Genomic DNA, 20687 nt, shown 5'->3' with positions numbered 1-20687 from the left:
CCTGATTTATTCCAGCTTGGCGGACAAAATATGCGGCAGGCTGTCCAAGTCCTTGAGCAGCTCCTGCAGCGTACCGTTATGTCTCGCTTTGCCTTCAATCTTGAGATGATACATGCCCAGGCGCTCGGGGTCCTGCTCCATTTCGTAAGACGAGATGGAAATCTTCCTATCGGCAAGCGACTCCAGAATCGGCTCCACGGAATCCTTGGATTCCAGCTCGAAGGAGATGTTCAGCGACCGCCCGGCTTTAAAGATCATGCTTAGCAGCTCAAGGCCGATCATGACAAGAATCGTCGCGCTGATTCCGGCGGCATACATGCCCGAGCCGATGGTCAGGCCGATGCCCGAGGTGGCCCATACGCCTGCGGCCGTCGTGAGGCCGCGTACCATTTTGCGTTCAATGATGATCATGCCGGCTCCGAGAAATCCAATGCCGCTGACGGCCTGGGCCGCGATGCGGCTCGGATCGAGGGCGATATGGTCATGGCCCAGTACCTGGGCAAATCCATATTGCGAAACGAGCATAATCAGCGCACTGCCGACGGCGACGAGAAAGTGGGTCCGGAGCCCGGCTTCTTTGGCCCTCAGCTCGCGTTCCAGCCCGATGACGGCACCGAGTAGCCCGGCTACTGCCAAACGGATGATGTATTCTCCAATCATGCATTCATCAGCTCCTTTTACCAAACGATAACGTAAGAGTTCCTGATTTATTACCCCATTTTCTCCCGTGAATCGAAGGCGGATTTTTTCAACCCGTATCTGCGGTGGTTATATAGATACCAAAAGGACTGCGGGGAGGCTATGTAATGGACTTGGGAATGATTGCCGTCAAGCTGGTCGCCGGATTTCTCGGGCTGTGGATTATGACGCGGGTTCTGGGCAAAAAGGAAATTTCCCAGCTGACTCCCTTTGATTTCGTATCTTCGCTCATGCTTAGCGAGTTGGTGGGTAATACCGTATATCAGGAAGACGTCCATTTAGGCCAGCTTTTGTTCTCGCTGGCTATATGGTTTATTTTATCTTATGTATTTGAAAAAGTAACCCAATATGCAAGGAAAAGCCGCGGACCTCTCGAAGGGTCGCCTTCGATCCTCATTCGGAACGGGGAAGTGGACATCAAGGAAATGAAGAAAAACCGCCTGGATTTTGAACAGCTGCTGATGATGCTGCGCCAGAAGGATATCTTTTCCGTACGGGAGGTATCCTATGCGATTTTTGAAACGAATGGATCGCTCAGCGTCATGAAACATTCCGACTACGAGGCGGTGCAAAAGTCGGATCTGAGCATTTCGGAGGAGGAGCCCGGCATGACCTACAATCTGCTCGAGAAGGGTCGGATCAACGATGACGGGCTGAAGGCTCTCGGCAAAGACCGGGCATGGCTGATGAAGCAGCTGCGCGGCAGCGGGTACGCGGATCTGGAAGAGCTTGCTTACGTGGAATGGCAGGAAGGACGGGGCTTATATATCATGGAGCACAAGCAGAATCGTTCCGGCTAATGAATGAAAATGGATGATTTCCGGGCAGGGATGGGTATTTGAGGGTAATATAGAAGAAGGGCATCTATGAATCTGCAGGATCAAGGAAAGAAAACAACCAAGAGGAGTTTTAATTTATGACAGAAACAATTCACCCTATGAAAATAACGATTTTCGGCGCTACAGGCATGGTTGGTCAAGCCATCCTGAAGGAAGCGCTCAGCCGCGAGCATGAAGTGACGGCCGTGGTCCGGGACGTTTCCCGGTTAACGGAGAAGCATGAGCGCCTGCATGTGGTGCAGGGCGACATTATGGACCCGGCTTCGGTAGAAGAACATACGAAAGGACGCGAGGCGGTCATCAGCGCTTACGGGCCGAAGTTCGGCTCCGAAGCTGAACTGGTGGAAGCCGCCCGTTCTCTGGTGGAAGGCGTGCGCCGGTCCGGTGCCAAGCGTCTGCTCGTGATTGGCGGCGCAGGCAGCCTGATGACGGACGAAGGCGTGCGGCTGATGGACACGCCATCTTTCCCGGCGGAAGTGTACCCGCTGGCTAAGGCGCATGCGGATGCCTATGAAATTTACAGCCAGTCGGATCTGGAATGGTCTTATCTGAGTCCTGCAGCCGTGCTGGAAGACGGGCGCCGCAGCGGAAATTTTCGGATCGGCATCGACCGCCTGATCACCGATGAGCTCGGAACAAGCCGGATCACGACAGGTGACTTGGCTGCGGCGCTGATTGATGAGATGGAGGATCCGTATTTCGTGGCATCCCGGTTTACGGCCGCCTACTAAAACTAGAATGTGAGCAGTATCCACGAAAATAGCCCCTCTTGGTGTTCATTCGCCGAGAGGGGCTATTTTTTAAGAAATAGAAAAGGATGAACATTCGAGAGCGGCAGGTTATCCCGGACGCGGAAGAGAATATTTAGGGTGCCAACGCTTGTGAAGAAGAACGAATCATGTTTGCTGGCAAGCTGGCAATCACGGATCAAACCACATCATATAGGAAGAGAATGGAGGGATCATCATGAACATCGCAATCATCGGATGCGGAACCATGGGCATGACTTATGCGCATAACCTGGGGAACATGCCGGGAGTTCAAGTATCTGGCGTTGCCGACCTGATTCAGGAGCGTGCCGAACAAGCTGCGGCGCTCAGCGGTGCGGCTCCGTATACGAATTGGGAGGAGATGCTGGAGAAAGAGCGGCCGGAAACCGTGGCTGTATGCTTGCCGACCTACTTGCATAGAACATTCGTACTGCAGCTTGCGCAGCGCGGGCTGCATGTGATTTGCGAGAAGCCTGCAGCACTGACGGTTGAAGACGCCAAAGAAATGGAAGCGGCATGCAGCCAGCATGGCGTCCGGTTGTTCATCGGCCATGTCGTCCGCTTCTTCCCGAACTACAGGAATGCGCTTGAACAAGTGAGGGCCGGTAAAATTGGCGAAGCCAAAATGGCGCATTTCAAGCGCAGCGGTTCCTATCCGCAAGGCGTGGATTCCTGGTACCATGACCGGGCCAAGAGCGGCGGAATCATTATGGATCTGATTATTCATGACATCGATTTTGCATGCTGGTTGTTTGGTGAGGTGGAGTCTGTGTATGCTTCGGTTACAAGTCCTTCCTTGAAGGGGATGGAGTACGCTCAGGTGACGATGAAATTCGGCAGTGGGGCGATAGCGAGCCTGACCGGTTTCTGGGGATATGCAGGGCCGTTTACGACCCAGTTTGAAATATCCGGTGATGGAGGGATCATCCGCTTCGACAGCAATCAAGTTCAATCACTGGATCTGAAGATTGCATCCGGCGGAAGCGTACCGGAGCAAGCCGTTCAGGTGCCGTCCAGCCCGGTGCTCCATGATCCTTATTATTTCGAAGTACAGCATTTCATCGAATGCATTCGTGAGGGCAGTGAACCTATCGTTAGTGCTGCCGATGCCAGACGAGCCGTGGAAATCGCTCTCGCTTGCGAACTTTCGGCGAAGACAGGACAGCCCGTCCACCTGGGAGGGATAACGTCATGAACAAGATGAAAGTAGGCTTTATCAGCTTTGCTCATATGCATGCGGCCAGCTATCTGCACGCGATGCTGGGGAGAAGCGACGTGGAAGTGGTCGGTATCGCCGATGAGGATGCCGAGCGGGTTGCCCCGTTTACTACGGGGAAGGGGATTCCCTATTACGCAGACTATAACGAGCTGCTGGCCCAGGATGTGGATGCGGTTGTGATCTGTTCGGAGAACGCCCGTCATGCGGAGCTAACCCTTAAAGCAGCCGAAGCAGGAAAGCACGTCCTATGTGAAAAGCCTCTGGGTTTGTCTGAAGAGGAAATGCTCGGTATGATTCAGATGTGCAGGGCTCAAGGGGTTCAGCTGATGACCGCCTTCCCATGCCGTTATCTGACGGCGGTTCGCCAAGCCAAACAAGCGATTGATGAAGGCCAAATCGGTGAGATTGTTGCCATGAAGGGAACGAATCGCGGTACGATGCCGGGCGGATGGTTCATTGAGAAGGAGCATTCCGGCGGGGGCGCGGTTCTTGATCATACGGTCCATGTCATGGACTTGATGCATTGGTTTACCGGCAGTGTTGTTGTGGAGGTATATGCCCATGCCGAGACCTTGTTTCATGAAACGGATATTGATGATGCAGGCATGGTGCATGTGAAGTTTGCGAACGGCGTATTTGCCGTGCTGGATCCGAGCTGGTCCCGTTCGAGCAGTTTCCCGACGTGGGGCGATGTAACTTTGGAGGTTATCGGCACCAAAGGGTCACTTTTCATTGATGCATTAGCACAAAAGAACGATTTGTACAGCGATGCAGCCCGGAAAGCCGAATGGAGCTACTGGGGGGACGATATGGATACCGAGCTGGTGAACAGCTTTGTGGATCGTATTATCCAGGGCCAGCCGGTGCCCGTGACGGGTGAGGATGGTTACCGGTCCGCCCGTGTAGGTCTTGCCGCGTACGAGTCAGCCCGCACAGGCAAGCCGGTTCAGCTGAAGCGGCTGGATTAGGATGGCGGGCTGGCCAATCAGCTTCATTTGAAAAGGCTATTGGTGGCGGCTGCCCCTTAAGGTCCATGTGACCCGAGGGGCGGCTTTTTGTTGCTGGAAGACAATTCGAAGTACGAAATTTGCTGCCACAGTCAATGCGGAGTGCCGAGGCCCTGATCGAGGCGCTGCAAAGCACCGGATGACGGGACCGTGCCGATGATTTTAGAGATAAGAACCTTAAAGCATCTGGGGCTAAACACCTTACCTCGCAAGAACATCCTCTAAGCGCGGTCTGTCTGCTTTGAAAGGATCGTCAATCATGTGATTCTTACAGACAAAATAAACAGATCAGCGGAACGACGAGCGCAAATAAAGGCGTAAACAAGGAATCGCCTGAGAAGATGCGCTTGCCGGTGAAGAAGACCAAGAGGGTGCAGACGCCTGCGACCGCCGCCAGTTCCGGATATCCATCGAATTCCGGTGTGCGGATGAACAGGCAGTAAAAAGCCGTGTAAGCGGCCGCCGCATACAGGGAAGCCTGTTTCATGCGGCTCAGAGGCGGAAGAATGGCCAGTATGGCGTCTGAGGCGATGGATACCAGCATGGCATAGCTGTAAACCCATACCTCAGGCGTAATGAACAGCTCGCCGCTCTGTGCTCCCCAAGGCGTTTCGGGCATCGGCAGCACCCGCGACAGCAGCATCAGCATCAGCAGGGTAAGTCCGGCCGAGGCCAGCTTGTTCATCGTATATTTGCCCGACTTCAGCCGGGCATGGATAAAGGAATACTCCGGTTTCATCATTCAGTTCGCTCCTTGCCCATTATAATCCCTTGTTACAGCATAGTCTCCGTCCATGAAAAAGGTGACACGAATGGGAGAGGAATGCGTATGTTTAAAGAAGAATATACAATATGTGGAAGGAGACGATTTTCATACTGTGGGAACCACAACCTGCTGACGTCAATCGAGCTATTGTTAGAGAGGAGGCGAGAAGCGTATGGAGAAAATCATGGCAGGCGTCGGTATATTTTGCGGCACTTTTCTGATGCTGTTTCTGGTGCTGCTGTTCTCGGGGGGAGCCTTCGAGCTGGTCTATATCGCCGGAGTTTGCCTGGTGACAGCAATGCTGGGCGTGGTGCTGATGAATCAGCATCAGGAGTCCACCGCACGGAAAAGGGCAGAGAAGAGACGCATCCAGAACATGAATCAAACATTGCAAGCTGAACAAAAGGCAGCCTCCCCGCCATGAACCGGACCGGGAGGCTGCTTTTGTGTTGTGATTCGCCGTGCGAAATTGCAAGAGAATGCTAAGCTTTCTTGCGCCGCGGAATGGTCAGCGACTGCCAGTCATCGCCCTGAATCCATTTCGCTGCATAAATCATTTGGCCGACATGACTGGAATAGTGCGACATCTGGCGTTCAAGGGTCTCGAGGACGGAGTGCGGCTGCTGCCGGATGTAGACCGTGCGCAGCATATCCTCGCCTTTGAGCTCTGACAGCGTCTGCAGGAAGACGTCCCAGCCGCGATTCCAAATCGCGAGCAGTTCTTCTCTGGACTCGATTGTGCCCTCAAACTCGTCATCCCGGTCACGGTCCGGCTTCTCCCCGTCCGTTGTGAGGAAATCCGTCCAGCGGGAAATCATGTTGCCGCTCATATGCTTGACGATGACGGCAATGCTGTTGGATTCCTCGTTCGGAGCCCAATTCAGTTTGATATCGTCTTGAATTTGGGCCATGGCCTTTTCGGCCGATTGCTTGAGCTCCTTGAACTTAGCGGTTGCGATTTGCAGGTAGAGCGTCCCCACATCTTGTACGTTTGTTGGATTGTCCAATCCAATCACCTCCGTAGGATTGATCATGGTGCGCTGAATCGATTGTACAACCAGTATATTCCTGCGGAATTCCCTTCTGCAACCGCAGAAGGGAGAAAGTTCCGGTGTAAGCCGCTGCATTCAGGATTGATCCATCCATCTTTCCATTATGCCTGATCCGGCTTTATTTCAGATGCTGCATGGGGATCAGCCGCTCTTTGCCGCCCATATAAGGGCGCAGCGCTTGAGGGATATATATGCTGCCATCCGCCTGTTGATGATTCTCCAGCAGCGGAATGAGGATGCGCGGCGAAGCAACGGCCGTATTGTTCAATGTATGGCAGTACTGCGCATTTCCGTCTTCGTCCCGGTACCGGATATTCGAACGCCTTGCCTGGAAGTCCAGCAGGTTCGACGACGAATGCGTCTCGCCGTACGCCTCCCGGCTGGGCATCCAAGTCTCGATGTCATACTGCTTGTGTGTTTTCTGCGACATGTCGCCGGTGCACACGGCCATAACCCGGTAGGGGAGCTCGAGCAGCTGCAGGATGGCCTCGGCATGGCCGGTGATTTCCTGCAGAACCGCCTCCGACACAGCCGGGTCGTTCTTGCACAGGACGACCTGCTCGACCTTGGCGAATTGGTGGACGCGGTACAATCCGCGGACGTCCCGGCCCGCCGAGCCGATTTCACGGCGGTAACAGGCCGACATCCCGGCCAGACGGATCGGCTCTGTCACATCGACGAATTCGTCGCTGTAGTACGAAACGAGCGATACCTCCGACGTGCCGACCAGCCACTTGCCCTCGTCAGCCAGCTCGAACGTCTGGTCCTGACCGGTAGGGAAGAAGCCCGTCCGGTTCAAGGCTTCAGGCCGAACCATCACCGGCACATCCATCGGCGTAAATCCATGCGCGGCGAGATAATCCAGCGCGAGCCGCTGCACCGCCAGGTGAAGGTAGAGGCCGGCTCCCTTGAGATAATAGTTGCGCGTGCCGGCGGTCTTGACGCCGCGGGGGATGTCGATCATGTCATGCAGCTCGCCGAGGGTCACGTGATCGCGCAGTTCGTAATCAAACGCCGGCACCGCGCCGACCCTGCGGACCTCCACATTGTCGCCGTCGTCCTTGCCGACGGGCGTATCCTCCGACACAATATTGGGAGCGAGCAGCAGCATTTCCGATACGCGGCGCTCGGCTTCCTGCAGCTCGGCTTCCAAACCACCGAGTCCTTCGTTCAGCTCCTTGACCCGCTCCATGATCGGCCGGGCCGCTTCCTCGCGGCCTTCCTTCATCAGCGGAGCGATGTCCTTGCTCAGCTTGTTGCGCTCCGCCCGCATGCCTTCCGCTTGCAGTAGCAGCTCTCGCCGCTTCGCATCCCAATCCAGCAGCTCCTCCACCTGAAAGGGGATATGTTTGTTTACCGCCGTTTGCTGTACCTGTTCCGCATGGTCGCGGATAAATTGCATCGTTAACATGGTTAATCAAGCTCCTTTGTCCGTAAAAATACAAAAAGCGCCCTCATCCTTTGGGACGAGGAGCGCTCTGCTCGCGGTGCCACCCAACTTGACCGGACTGCCTTGCAGGCAGGAGCCGATCCTCTTGGTTCCGCGGTAACGGACGGAAAGCCGGTCAACTTAGAGAGCAGCGGGAGTCCCGGCTCTGGTCGAAAACGCCTCACAGTTGGATGCTGGTCAAAGGCATAATGGTACGTGTTCAATTCTTTCGGCTAAGTATAGCGTAAACCGGTTTAAGGCGCAATATGCATTTTTCTGCAATCATCCTCTAACCTGACAAGAACACTTTCCCTGCCGGATGCTTATAGTAGTGGGAGCAGAGGAGACTACGGGCGTTGTCGCTACTTTCGGCAAGCCTATCCAAAGGGGTTGTTCAAGCTGGCACAAATCATCACGGTGAACGGGAGTCCGATGGCGGCGTCCCGGCTTACGAGAGTCCTTCGCTACGCAGAGGGCTACCTGACTGCGCGGGGACATGAGGTTCAGCGAATCGATGTGGTCATGCTGCCTGCCGAGGATCTGATCCGGGCGAGACGGGATGCGCCAGAAATCGCCGAGGCCAACCGGATGGTGGAAATTTCGGACGTCGTGATGATCGGCAGTCCGGTCTATCAGGCTTCCTACACGGGGCTTCTCAAAACCTTTCTCGATACGCTGCCGCAGAAAATCTTGGCCGGAAAAATCATTCTTCCGCTGTTGATCGGCGGCAGCCCGGCCCATTTGCTGGCCATGGACTACGCACTGAAGCCGGTTCTATCGGCGCTTGGCGCAAGACACATCCTCGGGGGCGTGTATGCCGTGGATTCGCAGGTAACGAAGCTTCCATCCGGAGATATACGGCTTGAGCCAGAACTTGCAGAAAGGCTTGATAACGCACTCGAGGAGCTTGCCGTGGAGCTCGGACGCCGCAGCGGGATGAGGGGCACAGCCGGACAAGGAGCAGATAGCCCGGAAATCTGTTCGGCCGTGATCGGCAGCCTGGGCGTTCAAATACAGTAGAGGCGATTCGCCTCCATAGCCAGTAACCGGTTCGGGGCAGCTATGAGGGAGGGTAGCATTCAGTCCATCCAGTCAGATCCTGCGAGGCCCCTCCATGCGCAAACGAAGAACATAAATAAAAGAGCCCGCGGGTCTGAGATCCACAGGCTCTTGCTGAATATATAAATGTATATCATGTCAAAGCTTCGCAATTTCTTACAGATCGTCAAACCCGTTGTCGTCGCCGACTTTGCCGTAGTTGCGGGACTTGGCTTCGAAGAAGTCCGTTTTGGTCGCGTTCAAAGCTTCGTCGGAGAACGGACGGATCCAAGGCATGCAGTTGGAGTCCACGCCTTCGTACGCTTTGTCCATGCCCATCAGCTTCAGGCGCTTGTTCGCAATGTATTTGATGTAATCGGACAGCTCGTTCAGGTCGATGCCGCGGTTGTTGCTCAGCGTGTAATGAGCCCAGTTTGTTTCGAGCTCCACCGCGCGGTCGATGGTGCGGTAGACGTAGTCCATGTTTTCCGGCGTATTCAGCTCAGGGAAGTCCTTGAGCAGCTGCTTGAACACTTCGCCGAAGAAGTAGCAGTGCTGGTTCTCGTCGCGCTGAATGTACGAGATCATCTGGCTGGTCGCCATCATCTTCTGGTCACGGGCGAGATTGTAGAAGAAGGCAAAGGTGCTGTAGAAGAAAATACCTTCAAGGATGAGATCGGCCACGAGCGCGCGGAAGAAGGTTTGCGGCGACTGCTCGTCACGGAACTCCTGATAGATCTCGGAGATGAAGCGATTGCGGTCGAGAAGGACCGGATCATGCTTCCAGTATTCGAAAATTTCCTTTTGTTCCTGCTCCGACACGATCGAAGAAAGCACATAGGAGTAGGACTGGTTATGGACAACCTCTTGTTGTCCGATGATGGCCGAGATGGCTTCCAGCGAGGAATCCGTAAAATATCTCTTCACATCGCCGACGAACATGGTCTGCATGGAGTCGAGCACCGCAAGCAGTGAGATATTGATCTTGAAGGTGCGCTGCTCTTCCGCATCCAGAAGCGGAAACTGCTGCGCGTCTTTGGACATCGGAATTTCGTCCGCGATCCAGTGGTTGAGCAAAAGCACTTTGTACAATTTATACATATGAGGCATGCGGATATCGTTCCAGTTGAGGATACCCGAGCATTCGCCTTCGATAATGCGCGTGGATTGGTTGGGCGCTTCGGTATTAAAAATTTTCTGTAATTGCACCGTCCGTCACTCCTTAAGATTTGTAATTGTTAGAAAAGCATCTATATCAACATCTGGGTGATGCAGTGATCGTGTTAGGGTGTTGCCGACTAAAACTGCTGATTTCTATTGCAATCTGTTTGTGGCTCTATCTTCTAATATTTTATTCCTATCAAAAAAACCAGCCGGGGGCTGACCGCATTTTGCAAAGCAAAACAGGGAATGCCCTGGCGCAGTTAAAGTATTGCCCTTAAGCAGTAGAATTCCAGCGTGTCCTAAAGCGAGTTGCAGCGCAAACGAGCCGAGGACGAAAGCGCTCCTAGCACGCAGTAACATCTACGCACAACATCTCCTTTTCACGCCAAAATTTCGGGTGTCCAGAGGGCAGGAGCCCTCGGGGCCCTCCTAAAAGCTTCCCAAAGGGAAGCTACTTCGGAAGCATAAGCTTAGAAGGGAGGGTTTGGGAGGGTTGGGAAAAAGGCCTTTTTCATAAACTTTACGAAGCGCAGGATTCACACTCTTCAATCGTCAGCGCGCGGCTGCGCACGTAATACGTCGATTTGATGCCGGCTCTCCAGGCATGCAAATGCAGCTCGAGGAAGTCGGTCGCGCGGATATCCGGGCGGACGTACAGGTTGAAGCTTTGGCCTTGGTCAACGTGGCGCTGGCGGGCCGCGGCCATTTTGATAGACCAGTTCTGATCGATCATAAAGGCTGTTTTATAGTACCAGATTGTCTTTTCAGACAGGTCTGGAGCCGGATTGGCAATTTTGTAAGTCGTTTTCTCTTCGTAAGAAAGCAGGTCGTAGAGCGGATCAATGCTGGCGGTAGAGCCGGCGATAATCGAAGTGGAGCCGTTAGGCGCGATGGCGAACAGCCATGCGTTGCGGACGCCATTCTCCTGCACTTCCTTCTGAAGCGCCGTCCACTGTTCTGTTGTCACGAATTTGCCTTCGCGCTCGCCGCTTGTGTAGCCGCGGCTGTCGAAGTAAGCGCCATTCTCCCAGTCGGAGCCTTTGAACTTCGGATAGTGGCCTTTTTCCTTGGCCAGCTCCAGGCTGGAACGGATCGTCAGGTAGTTGATCTTTTCGTACAAGTTATCGTTATAGGCAACGGCCTCGTCCGATTCCCAGCGGATGCCCTCAAGTGCCAGCAGATGATGCAGACCGAAGGTGCCGAGACCGACCGCGCGGTATTGGCTGTTCGTGTACTGCGCTTGCAGCACTTCAATGTTGTTGATGTCGATGACGTTGTCCAGCATGCGCACCTGGATCGGAATCAAACGCTCCAGCACGTCAGCTGGTACGGCGCGGGCCAGGTGAATCGAGTTCAGGTTGCACACGACGAAATCGCCGGGAACTTTGGAGATGACGATGCGGGTCTGTCCGTCTTTCGTCACAAGCTCTTCTTTTTCCACCACGGTCGCGGATTGGTTCTGCATAATTTCCGTACAGAGATTGGAGGAGTACACCATGCCATGGGCTCTGTTCGGGTTGGCGCGGTTGACGGTATCGCGGTAGAACATGTACGGCGTACCGGTTTCCAGCTGCGACTTCATCACGCGCTTCATGATGTCGATCGCAGGCACCGTGATACGGGACAGCAGCGGATGCGCAACAGCCTCCGCGTATTTTTCGCGGAATTCGCCTTGACCAACCGTCATATCGTAGAAGTCCTCGAGGCCAAGCGGGTTGCCCTTCTCATCCTTCCAGCCCATCACTTTCTTCACTTCATGCGGGCAGAAGAGATTCCATTCGCTGCGCTGCTCGACGGCTTCCATGAACAAGTCTGGAATACATACGCCGTGAAAGACGTCATGCGCTCTCATGCGCTCGTCGCCGTTGTTCAGCTTCAGGTCGAGGAAGGCCAGGATGTCTTTGTGGAACACGTCCAGATAGACGGCAACCGCGCCTTTGCGCGTACCGAGCTGATCGACGCTGACGGCGGTATTGTTCAGCTGGCGAATCCACGGGATGACGCCGGAGCTGGTATTCTTATGGCCGCGGATGTCGGATCCGCGCGCACGAACCTTGCCAAGGTAGACGCCGATGCCGCCGCCCATTTTGCTCAGACGCGCCACGTCGGTGTTGGAATCGAAAATGCCTTCCAGCGAGTCGTCCACGGTGTCAATAAAGCAGCTGGACAGCTGTCCGGCGACTTTTTTGCCTGCATTGGACATCGTTGGCGTCGCTGCGGTCATATAGATGTTGCTCATTGCCCAGTAAGCTTCTTTGACAAGCTCCATGCGTTTCTCGGCAGGCTCGGTGTGCATCAGGTACATGGCGATGACCATGTAGCGCTCCTGAGGCAGCTCCATGACGCGCCCGTCGAAATCGCGGGCAAGATAGCGGTCGGACAGGGTGAGAAGGCCTATGTAATCAAACAGCAGGTCACGGCTGTGATCAATGCATTTTCCAAGCTCATCAATCTGTTCTTTGGTGTAGCATTCGAGAAGCTCTTCGCGGTAGATGCCTTTGTTCACCAGCTCGGAAATGAGGGGATACAAAGCACCGTAAGGCTCGTTCGCGTAGGCTTTGTAGCGGCGGTTGTATGCTGCTTTTTTATATAAAGAAGTCAAAAGGGAGCGGGCTGCAGCGAACTTCCAGTTCGGCTCCTCCTTCGTTACAAGCTCAAGCGCCGACATCGTAAATGCGCTGCTGATTTCGTCTCCGGTTACTTCCTCCCGGCGCAGTTTGCTGGTTACGCCGCGAAGCAGGCGCTCCTTATCCAGCATTTCCAATCCTTCCAGAACGCGGTCCGCATAGACGGAGAGGCGGATTTCATCAAAAGCCAGCTGACGATTGTTCGGTTTGGTCACGAGCTGAGGCATGTACAGTTCCCCTTTCAAGATAGGTAATATTGGAATAATGAGTAAAATAAACGGTGTGATATAAAATGAACTAATGTCTTTTGCGAGGAAAGGGGTTAGGGCCATACAAAAAGCATTTCCGGCGATCTTACCTAACGAATCGCGAAAATGCTGCATGTTATTCTTATAGGCACCAAAAATGGGCGCAGAAGAATGTATCTACACCCCATATGTAGATATGTTCATGGCAACACGTTCCCTATTCCTCGTAGGTGATGTGTATAGGAACAGGCAGGTCTCCTGACTCCCGGAACGTCCGTCGGCACCTTCCCGCGAAGCGACTTTGCCCACAGTGGTTTCTGCCGATTTTTGCCGAAGAGAAGCTCTCCCGGCTGTCCGGTTACAGTGGCGGGACCGTGACGGAATTGCACCGTGCTTCCCTGTTAGGAACCGTAGGCCCGATCGAGCGCGGTTCACCTGTTTCCACTATATTTGGTTGTTGTATCCTAATTTAACCCAATATATTGTGTTTGTAAACACAAAATTCGAAAAAGACAAGCAAGATGAATTATATCAGAGAAGTACCGGATTTGCTACTAAGAGGCTGAAGGAATGACTCGGAAAATGTCCGAAAATGCCCCTTTTGGGCCGTAAAAGCACATATGGCGCGATTAAAAAAAATTTGCGGGGGCGGCTGCCGGCTCTTTGCTATCTTTTCCGGAGTTGGATACAATAAGGGGAGACGGCGGAACGAACAAATAGCATGTCTAGATATAGAGGAGGGGTAACTTTGGCGATAGCAGAAGTAACCGTCATTCCGATCGGAACGGCGACCACGAGCTTAAGCGCGTATGTGGCGGATATGCAGCGGGTGCTGGCGACCCAGCAGGGCGTAAGTTATCAGTTAACGTCGATGAGCACGATCATAGAGGGGCCGCTTGAGGACGTATGGAAGGCGATTGCGGCGCTGCACGAGGCACCATTCATGTCGGGGGCACAGCGGGTATCCACTTCCGTCAAAATCGACGACAGACGCGACCAGGCAGCTTCCAGCGAGCAGAAGCTCCAATCTGTGCGCTCTAAATTGCAATAAATACCAATTGATCGAATGGGTATTGCATTTTGAAATGAAAGATGTATAATAGTTTTTGTTTCGTTGCAGTATTGATATGAAAGACCTGTTTAAGCTGGTGTAGCTCAGGGGTAGAGCAACGCACTCGTAATGCGTAGGCCGGGGGTTCAATTCCCTTCACCAGCATCCTTTAAAAGCCTTACAGGGCGCGGTATTCCGGATTTTCGGTGCCGCGTCTTTTCTATTTGATGAGCTGTACTTCTAACATTCTTCTAACCTTTAGTTGAGTAAAGTGGAATATTGGGCATTCTTAGGCGGGAGTACCATTAAAGTGAGGTTGCAAAAAACCATTCTATATTGTAAAATGGTTGCAAATGCATAAAGGGGTGGGGTTTTGATGGAAATTATAATTAATCCAGAGCCAAGGCAACTTATTGATACATACTTACCTGCTTCAGTAAGAGCGCGAATGTCCCAAGCAATAATGGATGCATATAAATGGTCAGATCTCTTGTTAAATAACACTGCAATATTTAAAAGCCTGAGAGGCAAGAAACGATTGCTTCCTGAAATAAAGAATGTCGCTGTCGAGTTTTTTATGATTCAAGCAGTGAAAAATGGGGAACTTCCGTTAAGTTATCGAATCAAATTTAATTCCAACCGTTCTCATCCGTTTCTTGAATTATACAATGCTGATCTTCTTTTACACTTTAATCAAGTTAAGTCAAAGGACCAATGCGCTCGCAAAGCGTTTTGTCGAGATAGACTTATCAAGCCAATTCAAAGCTATATTGATGTTGACAATACCTCTGAGGCCAGTATTTCGTATGATTCCCAGAAATATTTTCAGATGAATCATGGATATCAATCGAGTAACCCGAATTTTATTAATCTTGGAATTCCTAATACTTCAGGTATTTTTGAAGCATCTGTCCAGTTGCTCGAAGAATATCGAGTAATTGAAGGCTTCTACCCCAAATCCCAAATAGAGACTATCGACGATTTTACTTTTGAAGAATTTCAGCGTTATGCTGAGGGAGAGGAAGCTAATGATTCAAGAAAGACTTCATAGTGCGTTCAACGGCAGGAAAATTGAAGAAGCAAGAAAAATAAGAAATATGACTCTTGAGGAGGTAGCTTTACTTGCTCAAGTGAGCCATCAATCAATTTCAAAGTATGAAAAAAACAGGGCAACTCCGAGTATTGAGATGCTGCATAAACTGGCTGATATACTACGATTTGAACCTTCCTTTTTCTATACAACTGAAATAAAGGAAGAAGTATATAATAAAGCGTTCATTTATAGAAGTAAAGCAAGTGTTGCAAAGAAATATAAAGATCAGACTGAAAGTCAAATTGGCCTTATCGATTTAGTTGTTAAAAACATAAAATCAAAAGTGAAGATGCCTTCTTTCGACAATAGTTTGTTAAAGGAGGTAGATCCGTTCACTTTTTCCCCTACACCAGATGGTGAGGTTGAAGATATAGCAAAGAGTATTCGGACAAGATTCGGTTTGTCCGACGGGCCTATTAGCAATTTAACCGCCTTATGCGAAAAGATGGGTGTATACATTGTATATTTAAATTTAAATCATCAAGGAATTGATGCATGTTCTGTACTTATTGACGACACTCCATACATTATTCTTAATAAAGATATTACTTCGGCAGTTCGTCTTAGATTTAACATAGCTCATGAGCTGGGTCATTTAATACTTCACTCTAAATACTCTAAAAAGACGTTGAGCAAGAAAGAAAACAGTAAAATAATGGAGTATGAGGCCAATAGACTTGGAACTGCAATATTGCTTCCTGAAAGTGGTTTAACCAAGGACTTGTCTTCTCTTGGCCTAGATTATCTCCTCCTGCTAAAAAAGCATTGGTTAGTATCTGTTCAAGCTATTATTTATAGAGCGGAACAACTTGAGCTTTTTACGCAAGAATATGCACTTTATTTGAGGCAGCAAATTAGTAGGAAAAAGTGGAGATATAAAGAGCCATTTGATGATGAGATTGTTCCAGAAACGCCAAAATTATTGGCTCATGCTCTTAAGTATCTGTCGGAAAAGATGGATACATCATTATCACAAATATCTTTTCAGACTGGTGTTAGGGAGCAAGAATTGTTAGATGTCTTTGTTTATGATAAAACAATCCAAAGTTCTTTTACTGAAAACAAAAATATATTTAGAATAAAATAAAAATGTAACGTTGTATTTTTTTTGCTTCATATAAAATCCTTATAGGGCGCGGCATTCCGGATTAGCGGGACCGCGTCCTTTTTGTTTGATTGCCCTGGTTTTTCTGCATTCGCTCAATTAAAGTGTTTTATGGGGTGGGATTTCGTTTCCCGGTAATCGAATCGCCAATGTTTTTCAATACCGATTCCTGAAGGTTAGGGAGGACATGGGAATAAGTGTCGAGGGTGACATTGATTGAGCTATGTCCTAGACGTTCCTGAACGATCTTGGGATGAATCCCTGCCTTTAGCAGCAGCGTCGCATGAGTATGCCGAAGATCATGGAATCGAATTTTCGGGAAATCTGAATGATCTTTTACGATTGCTTCCATAATACGATAAAAATGACGCATCAGATTACGCGGGCCAAGTGGGGTGCCGACACTGGTCTGAATAACAAGACCCGAATCGTTATATAAGGGATTGGTTTCTCGTTCCCGATCCTGATGCCTAAAGTGTGACACCAGGAGTTTGACTGTGTCCACAAATAGCGCGATAGAGCGCACGCTGCTGTCGTTCTTCGTATCATCAAAGTCATGTCCGACTTCGGCCAATGTGTAGGCCTGGCGAACGGATGCTGTTTTGGTTTGCAGATCGACGTCAACTCTTCTTAAAGCCAGGATCTCGCTCTGTCGCATGCCTGTCGATGCTGCAAGTTCGAAGGCCATGTAATATTGATCCTTTGATGCAGCGTCAAGGAATACCCTGAGCTGATCTTCATTCCATACTTCGAATTTTTTCTTCTTCCCTTGGGGAAGATCAACATATTGGGCTACGTTCTGAGAAATCATTCCCCAGATAACGGCACGGTTAAGAGCATCAAGAATAAGGACATGCGCTTTTTTTATTGATCCCACGGACAGTTTGTCGATCAAAGTCTTATGATACAAATCATGAAGGTGTTGGGGCTTTAATTTGGTGACCTGTACGTTTCCCAGGTTGGGGATAATATGTGAATTAACCAGCCATTCATAGGACTTCCACGTTCCGTGCTTGACGGAGGTTTTCTTGTCTTCGAGCCAAGATTTCATGATTTCACCGAATGTCTTTTTAGAGGGTTCGACAAAGGTCCCTTTCATAAAGTCCGATAGTACACTTGGCAGCGCCTTTTCTGCGTCTCTCTTTCTGTCGTAACCCGATAACCATTTCTGCTTTCTCTTTCCTGTGACTTCATCTCGGTCAAGATCAATGACAATGTAGTACTTGTTGCCCTTCTTAGCGATGTGGCCTCTCATTAATATCCCCTCCTTAAAAGTATCTCCCTAGATAAACAACTTTTTCGATATCCTTCATGTGCAAGACGTATTGCTGATTCCTGCCATATTTAATATTTAAAACCGCAAAATTCACGCCGATCATACCATCCTTATAGATCAAGTCCTGGGCAAAGAGGCGTGTGCACCGATTATAGTAAGGCAAATCCTCCAGCTCTAAACGGTCGAAGGGACCATCCACGGAGAACAAGTAATCAACTGCTGAGTCCACAGCTTTCTCATCTGCTTCTATGACCAATTGTGACGGGCCGCTAACATCTGCTGATGAATCATAAAAAGCATATACGGTAGTGCCTACGGCCGGCTCTTGGTCCTTTGTCTCAATCGTTGTACAGCATTGAGAAGCTACAGCATCAAACTGCCATTGAAGTATGCGACGCTCAATTTGAGCTAATCGTTTGGCGGCAAATTGTAAGGTTACGTTGAAGTTATAAGCTATGTATTCTATTGCCTTTTGCCTATTATCTGGGATTGGCATGCTGCTAACCATGAAAAAAGGAATAGCAGCATAAAACACGAAATTCAAGGCTTCATATTCCTGCGCCTGTGTAAATAAATCGGGCAGGATCATCTGATTCCCAACATGCCGGAGCAAATGGCAGAGTTCATGGAGGAAATCCATTCGCTGATCCTCCGGTGTAAGCCTTTCATCTATAAACATGCTTCGCATACCTGTCCTGGACTCTATCGCACGGCTCTTGGCTTCTACATAATGCACCCAAACGTTTAGACGATTTGATAACTCTGTAATGGTGATTTGTTGTGGCTCAATAATCCCGGTTGTATTGTATAAATGCTCTACGAATTGTTCCAGTTCAGTCCTGCGATAATGTTCATACATGGTGAATTCCTCCAGAGTAAGAATGTATGTTCTGTTTTTCGGATAAAAAGAAAAGCCATTACTGGCTTGATTGTTTACTCACCTTGACGATCTTCTGGCTTACGGCCCTTTTCTTTTTCTTGTAAGATCTTGAAAATCAGTCGCATTTCCTCCCGGCGTTCGGCCGGAGCCTTAAGATAATCCTTGAAAAAAATTCCGTGTTCTGGATCATTAATAAATTCTTCAAACTCAGCTTGTTCTTTAGATGAGTCTGATATGTCTGGGTGTGCCTCATTAGTTCGACCGAGTAAATAGTCAGTCGTCGTGTTTAGCGCATTAGCTATCAGAACTAGGGCTTCACTGGGTGGGGTGCTGTGACCGTTCTCATAGTTACTGATCGTCCCTTTTGTTGAATTGATTTTATTACCTAGGTCTTCCTGGGTTAGTCCTTTATTCTTTCTTAATCTAATAAGTCTATCGGGACGAAACAATGCTATTCCCCCTAATCCAAAAGTACAAACTAATTGTACATCAAAAAGAGAAATATAAAACAAAAGTACAAGATAATTATTATTTATTGTTGACTACAAGAATCTTATACTCTATAATCAGGCTATAAGTACAAGAAACTTATACAATAAAAGAAGGTGATGAGCTTGAAAAAGAATCTGGATTTGGCAGGCGCGCGTAAAGATAAAGGCTTAACTCAAGAAGAGTTAGCTGTATTACTAGGCTACTCGAAAGCAACAGTTAGTAATTGGGAGAATGGATATTCAAGTCCTTCTCTTAGCGACGCATTTAAGATATCAAGAATCTTGAACAAAGATATAAATAAACTTTTTTCGGGTCTGTATGTACAAGATTCTTATACTAATAGCGTTAAAGAGAGTGTATAAGAATATCTCGATTAGTTTTCTAAGGGAGGTAATAAACGTGGTGGATAAACCAGTCTTTTCAGAAACGGATGTTATAACCATTCCTGAGTTAGCCAAACGTTTGAAAATTGATAAACAGAAGGCATATGACATTGTCAATGAACGGGGTTGTCCTCTATATGATCTTGGTGGTGAAAGACAGAAACGTCTGATCTGGGGCGACTTTCTGGATTGGTTCCGCCAAAGATACAGGGTTGCATCTGGCAACTAAAAAAGAAGACAGCCGCCAGAGCGGTACCAGCTGCAGGCGGCGGAGGGGAATAAGGGGATTTGTTTTGCTCAAATAAATCATAACTGAATATTGCGCCACAAATCTATGAGGTTTATGAGCCAAATTGTCCACTTTGCTCCCTGAATTGTGATGATACCAGGAGAGGTGGAATTGGAATGTCAATCGGAGATGTTTTACACGATTACCGAAAGCAGGCAGGCATGACCCAAGAGGAGTTTGCTGATCGAGTCCTCATTGACCGTTCGTCCGTGGCGAAAGTCGAAAACGGAAAACGGCAAGCACCCAACAGCTTGATACGTCAGGCGGTCAGTACATTCGACGAGCCGCGTCTTTACTTAGCAGCACAGGAAGAAATCACTGGCGGCGCTAGTGTTCCATGGCTGGATAATGCCGATCTGCACAGGGCAGCAACACATCTTAAATCCATGGAAGAAGCAGAGGAGGCATTGGCTGCAATGAAGACGGCTCCCATAATGAAGCGTCCCGATCAATTAACGACAGCTGATCGGGCGGCCATAAGGTCAGCGATCTTTGAATGTGTGGAAGCTATCACAGCATTAACCCATAACGTTGCAGTTCTCTGTAAAGATTACGCATTTAGCTATGTCGGTATCTGGAAAGAGCATCGAGCTGAACTGAAATCCAAAAAATATTTGAATTGAGGTGTGCGGAGTGATGCAGGAACGTTTAGCGGTGGATGCCTTACAGGCAGGCCGGGACGCAGTACATAACCTGAAGTGGATCAGAAAGCATCCTGAAGTGATGCTACCCGATAAGTTTGAAGAAGCAGAGGCTTATCTGTGCGGAATGATATCTTTTGCAAAAGTAGAAATGCAAAACGCCCGGCGGGCGGGCCGAGCGCTTTGGTTGAAAACTAGTATAAACATTCTCTTGGCGCTTACTTTATTCCACAATCGGCAGAAAAGCAAGACAGTATGACAAGGCCTGTCGGCCCTGTCTCCCGGCATCGGACAGTATTCTAACCATTCTCCTGTTCGGCGTCGAGAGATGCGGCTGACCGCATCACATTTAGAAAGGAGGGGTTTGCGTGAAGAGAGATGTATTTGCGCAGCGTGATATGATGCGCCGCAGATTGCGGAAAAGGCTCTGTCATTTATATTCCAGGTTGCTTGATGGTGATACGGATACACCGGCAATAATCGATGAAGTCAAATCGCTAAAGATCAAACTGTTGAAGTGCGATCCGGCTGAGGTCAAAGAGTCATTCGAACCGGATATACAAAAAAAGAGACCACGCCTGCCAGCGTGATCGGTTTTGAAAATATCTCATTTCTTATA

At 49.8% G+C, this 20687-nt stretch carries 23 protein-coding genes, 1 tRNA gene and 1 riboswitch; of the genes, 15 read left to right on the top strand and 9 right to left on the bottom strand.

From position 1 onward, the window contains the following. Positions 1–6: 6 nt before the first annotated feature. Entirely contained in the window at positions 7–660 is a 654-nt protein-coding gene (locus tag ACTHPM_RS19300) for an MgtC/SapB family protein (RefSeq protein ID WP_440397151.1), read from the bottom strand. Positions 661–806: 146 nt separating this feature from the next. Here ACTHPM_RS19300 and ACTHPM_RS19295 point away from each other — a divergent pair, with 146 nt between their 5' ends. The 4 genes from ACTHPM_RS19295 (at position 807) to ACTHPM_RS19280 (ending at position 4495) form a co-directional block, all read left to right on the top strand. Further along, positions 807–1499, top strand: a complete 693-nt coding sequence (locus tag ACTHPM_RS19295; protein ID WP_440397152.1) for a DUF421 domain-containing protein — start codon at positions 807–809, stop codon at positions 1497–1499. 137 nt (positions 1500–1636) lie between these two features. Beyond that, positions 1637–2269, top strand: coding sequence for an NAD(P)-dependent oxidoreductase (locus tag ACTHPM_RS19290; protein ID WP_440397299.1), 633 nt, complete (start codon positions 1637–1639; stop codon positions 2267–2269). Between the two features lie 235 nt (positions 2270–2504). Beyond that, positions 2505–3503 carry a Gfo/Idh/MocA family protein gene (locus ACTHPM_RS19285; RefSeq protein ID WP_440397153.1) on the top strand — a complete coding sequence of 333 codons (999 nt, stop codon included), beginning with the start codon at positions 2505–2507 and terminating at the stop codon, positions 3501–3503. Beyond that, complete coding sequence (locus tag ACTHPM_RS19280) at positions 3500–4495, top strand: Gfo/Idh/MocA family protein (RefSeq protein ID WP_440397154.1); 996 nt, start codon at positions 3500–3502, stop codon at positions 4493–4495. The genes ACTHPM_RS19285 and ACTHPM_RS19280 overlap by 4 nt, the downstream gene beginning before the upstream one ends. 307 nt (positions 4496–4802) lie before the next feature. Here ACTHPM_RS19280 and ACTHPM_RS19275 read toward each other — a convergent pair whose 3' ends face one another. Beyond that, on the bottom strand, positions 4803–5276 hold the full coding sequence (locus tag ACTHPM_RS19275; RefSeq protein ID WP_440397155.1) for a hypothetical protein: 474 nt from the start codon (positions 5274–5276) through the stop codon (positions 4803–4805). A 196-nt stretch (positions 5277–5472) separates the two neighbouring features. On the opposite strand from ACTHPM_RS19275, the gene ACTHPM_RS19270 reads away from it, so the two are divergent. Continuing rightward, complete coding sequence (locus ACTHPM_RS19270; RefSeq protein ID WP_440397156.1) at positions 5473–5724, top strand: hypothetical protein; 252 nt, start codon at positions 5473–5475, stop codon at positions 5722–5724. Positions 5725–5782: 58 nt separating this feature from the next. Here ACTHPM_RS19270 and ACTHPM_RS19265 read toward each other — a convergent pair whose 3' ends face one another. Both ACTHPM_RS19265 and serS read right to left on the bottom strand, forming a co-directional pair. Beyond that, entirely contained in the window at positions 5783–6307 is a 525-nt protein-coding gene (locus ACTHPM_RS19265; RefSeq protein WP_440397157.1) for a DUF1572 family protein, read from the bottom strand. A 163-nt stretch (positions 6308–6470) separates the two neighbouring features. Further along, a complete protein-coding gene (serS, locus tag ACTHPM_RS19260) occupies positions 6471–7763 on the bottom strand; it encodes a serine--tRNA ligase (protein WP_440397158.1) in 1293 nt (430 codons plus the stop codon). A 408-nt stretch (positions 7764–8171) separates the two neighbouring features. Here serS and ssuE point away from each other — a divergent pair, with 408 nt between their 5' ends. Next, positions 8172–8801 carry an NADPH-dependent FMN reductase gene (gene ssuE, locus ACTHPM_RS19255; RefSeq protein WP_440397159.1) on the top strand — a complete coding sequence of 210 codons (630 nt, stop codon included), beginning with the start codon at positions 8172–8174 and terminating at the stop codon, positions 8799–8801. A gap of 195 nt (positions 8802–8996) precedes the next feature. Here the strand turns inward: ssuE and ACTHPM_RS19250 are convergent, their stop codons facing one another. Both ACTHPM_RS19250 and ACTHPM_RS19245 read right to left on the bottom strand, forming a co-directional pair. Continuing rightward, complete coding sequence (locus tag ACTHPM_RS19250; RefSeq protein WP_440397160.1) at positions 8997–10028, bottom strand: ribonucleotide-diphosphate reductase subunit beta; 1032 nt, start codon at positions 10026–10028, stop codon at positions 8997–8999. A 475-nt stretch (positions 10029–10503) separates the two neighbouring features. Next, complete coding sequence (locus ACTHPM_RS19245) at positions 10504–12837, bottom strand: ribonucleoside-diphosphate reductase subunit alpha (protein ID WP_440397161.1); 2334 nt, start codon at positions 12835–12837, stop codon at positions 10504–10506. Positions 12838–13089: 252 nt separating this feature from the next. Continuing rightward, positions 13090–13312: riboswitch (cobalamin riboswitch) on the bottom strand. Positions 13313–13606: 294 nt separating this feature from the next. On the opposite strand from ACTHPM_RS19245, the gene ACTHPM_RS19240 reads away from it, so the two are divergent. The 4 genes from ACTHPM_RS19240 (at position 13607) to ACTHPM_RS19225 (ending at position 16089) form a co-directional block, all read left to right on the top strand. Further along, complete coding sequence (locus tag ACTHPM_RS19240) at positions 13607–13909, top strand: MTH1187 family thiamine-binding protein (RefSeq protein WP_440397162.1); 303 nt, start codon at positions 13607–13609, stop codon at positions 13907–13909. 93 nt (positions 13910–14002) lie between these two features. Further along, positions 14003–14074, top strand: a tRNA-Thr gene (locus ACTHPM_RS19235). Positions 14075–14285: 211 nt separating this feature from the next. Continuing rightward, positions 14286–14960, top strand: coding sequence for a hypothetical protein (locus tag ACTHPM_RS19230; protein WP_440397163.1), 675 nt, complete (start codon positions 14286–14288; stop codon positions 14958–14960). After that, the gene (locus tag ACTHPM_RS19225; RefSeq protein WP_440397164.1) at positions 14938–16089 is read left to right on the top strand and encodes an ImmA/IrrE family metallo-endopeptidase; all 1152 of its coding nucleotides are present in this window, start codon (positions 14938–14940) and stop codon (positions 16087–16089) included. Before ACTHPM_RS19230 ends, ACTHPM_RS19225 begins: the two co-directional genes overlap by 23 nt. Before the next feature lie 127 nt (positions 16090–16216). On the opposite strand, the gene ACTHPM_RS19220 is transcribed toward ACTHPM_RS19225, so the two are convergent. From ACTHPM_RS19220 to ACTHPM_RS19210, 3 genes are all read right to left on the bottom strand, one after another. Beyond that, positions 16217–17362, bottom strand: coding sequence for a tyrosine-type recombinase/integrase (locus ACTHPM_RS19220; protein WP_440397165.1), 1146 nt, complete (start codon positions 17360–17362; stop codon positions 16217–16219). Positions 17363–17375: 13 nt separating this feature from the next. Further along, positions 17376–18242 carry an ImmA/IrrE family metallo-endopeptidase gene (locus ACTHPM_RS19215; RefSeq protein WP_440397166.1) on the bottom strand — a complete coding sequence of 289 codons (867 nt, stop codon included), beginning with the start codon at positions 18240–18242 and terminating at the stop codon, positions 17376–17378. 74 nt (positions 18243–18316) lie between these two features. Further along, positions 18317–18712, bottom strand: a complete 396-nt coding sequence (locus ACTHPM_RS19210; RefSeq protein WP_440397167.1) for a helix-turn-helix domain-containing protein — start codon at positions 18710–18712, stop codon at positions 18317–18319. Positions 18713–18877: 165 nt separating this feature from the next. Between ACTHPM_RS19210 and ACTHPM_RS19205 the strand changes: the two genes are divergently transcribed. From ACTHPM_RS19205 to ACTHPM_RS19185, 5 genes are all read left to right on the top strand, one after another. Next, positions 18878–19117, top strand: coding sequence for a helix-turn-helix transcriptional regulator (locus ACTHPM_RS19205; protein ID WP_440397168.1), 240 nt, complete (start codon positions 18878–18880; stop codon positions 19115–19117). A gap of 40 nt (positions 19118–19157) precedes the next feature. Then, the gene (locus tag ACTHPM_RS19200) at positions 19158–19367 is read left to right on the top strand and encodes a hypothetical protein (RefSeq protein WP_440397169.1); all 210 of its coding nucleotides are present in this window, start codon (positions 19158–19160) and stop codon (positions 19365–19367) included. 176 nt (positions 19368–19543) lie between these two features. Next, positions 19544–20050, top strand: coding sequence for a helix-turn-helix transcriptional regulator (locus tag ACTHPM_RS19195; RefSeq protein ID WP_440397170.1), 507 nt, complete (start codon positions 19544–19546; stop codon positions 20048–20050). 13 nt (positions 20051–20063) lie between these two features. Next, positions 20064–20327 carry a hypothetical protein gene (locus tag ACTHPM_RS19190; protein ID WP_440397171.1) on the top strand — a complete coding sequence of 88 codons (264 nt, stop codon included), beginning with the start codon at positions 20064–20066 and terminating at the stop codon, positions 20325–20327. Between the two features lie 109 nt (positions 20328–20436). Further along, positions 20437–20658, top strand: a complete 222-nt coding sequence (locus ACTHPM_RS19185) for a hypothetical protein (RefSeq protein WP_440397172.1) — start codon at positions 20437–20439, stop codon at positions 20656–20658. Positions 20659–20687 lie beyond the last annotated feature (29 nt).

Origin of the sequence: Paenibacillus sp. SAFN-054, assembly GCF_051966755.1 — a bacterium.
Lineage (GTDB): Bacteria > Bacillota > Bacilli > Paenibacillales > Paenibacillaceae > Paenibacillus_AQ.
This window is presented reverse-complemented; position numbering and strand designations above follow the sequence as displayed.

Coding starts and splice junctions, on each gene's coding strand:
- ACTHPM_RS19230 (WP_440397163.1), top strand. CDS start 14,286: ATGGAAATTATAATTAATCCAGAGCCAAGGCAACTTATTGATACATAC.
- ACTHPM_RS19285 (WP_440397153.1), top strand. CDS start 2,505: ATGAACATCGCAATCATCGGATGCGGAACCATGGGCATGACTTATGCG.
- ACTHPM_RS19300 (WP_440397151.1), bottom strand. CDS start 660: ATGATTGGAGAATACATCATCCGTTTGGCAGTAGCCGGGCTACTCGGT.
- ACTHPM_RS19290 (WP_440397299.1), top strand. CDS start 1,637: ATGAAAATAACGATTTTCGGCGCTACAGGCATGGTTGGTCAAGCCATC.
- ACTHPM_RS19275 (WP_440397155.1), bottom strand. CDS start 5,276: ATGATGAAACCGGAGTATTCCTTTATCCATGCCCGGCTGAAGTCGGGC.
- serS (WP_440397158.1), bottom strand. CDS start 7,763: ATGTTAACGATGCAATTTATCCGCGACCATGCGGAACAGGTACAGCAA.
- ACTHPM_RS19195 (WP_440397170.1), top strand. CDS start 19,544: ATGTCAATCGGAGATGTTTTACACGATTACCGAAAGCAGGCAGGCATG.
- ACTHPM_RS19295 (WP_440397152.1), top strand. CDS start 807: ATGGACTTGGGAATGATTGCCGTCAAGCTGGTCGCCGGATTTCTCGGG.
- ACTHPM_RS19190 (WP_440397171.1), top strand. CDS start 20,064: ATGCAGGAACGTTTAGCGGTGGATGCCTTACAGGCAGGCCGGGACGCA.
- ACTHPM_RS19215 (WP_440397166.1), bottom strand. CDS start 18,242: ATGTATGAACATTATCGCAGGACTGAACTGGAACAATTCGTAGAGCAT.
- ACTHPM_RS19245 (WP_440397161.1), bottom strand. CDS start 12,837: ATGCCTCAGCTCGTGACCAAACCGAACAATCGTCAGCTGGCTTTTGAT.
- ACTHPM_RS19270 (WP_440397156.1), top strand. CDS start 5,473: ATGGAGAAAATCATGGCAGGCGTCGGTATATTTTGCGGCACTTTTCTG.
- ACTHPM_RS19280 (WP_440397154.1), top strand. CDS start 3,500: ATGAACAAGATGAAAGTAGGCTTTATCAGCTTTGCTCATATGCATGCG.
- ACTHPM_RS19220 (WP_440397165.1), bottom strand. CDS start 17,362: ATGAGAGGCCACATCGCTAAGAAGGGCAACAAGTACTACATTGTCATT.
- ACTHPM_RS19225 (WP_440397164.1), top strand. CDS start 14,938: ATGATTCAAGAAAGACTTCATAGTGCGTTCAACGGCAGGAAAATTGAA.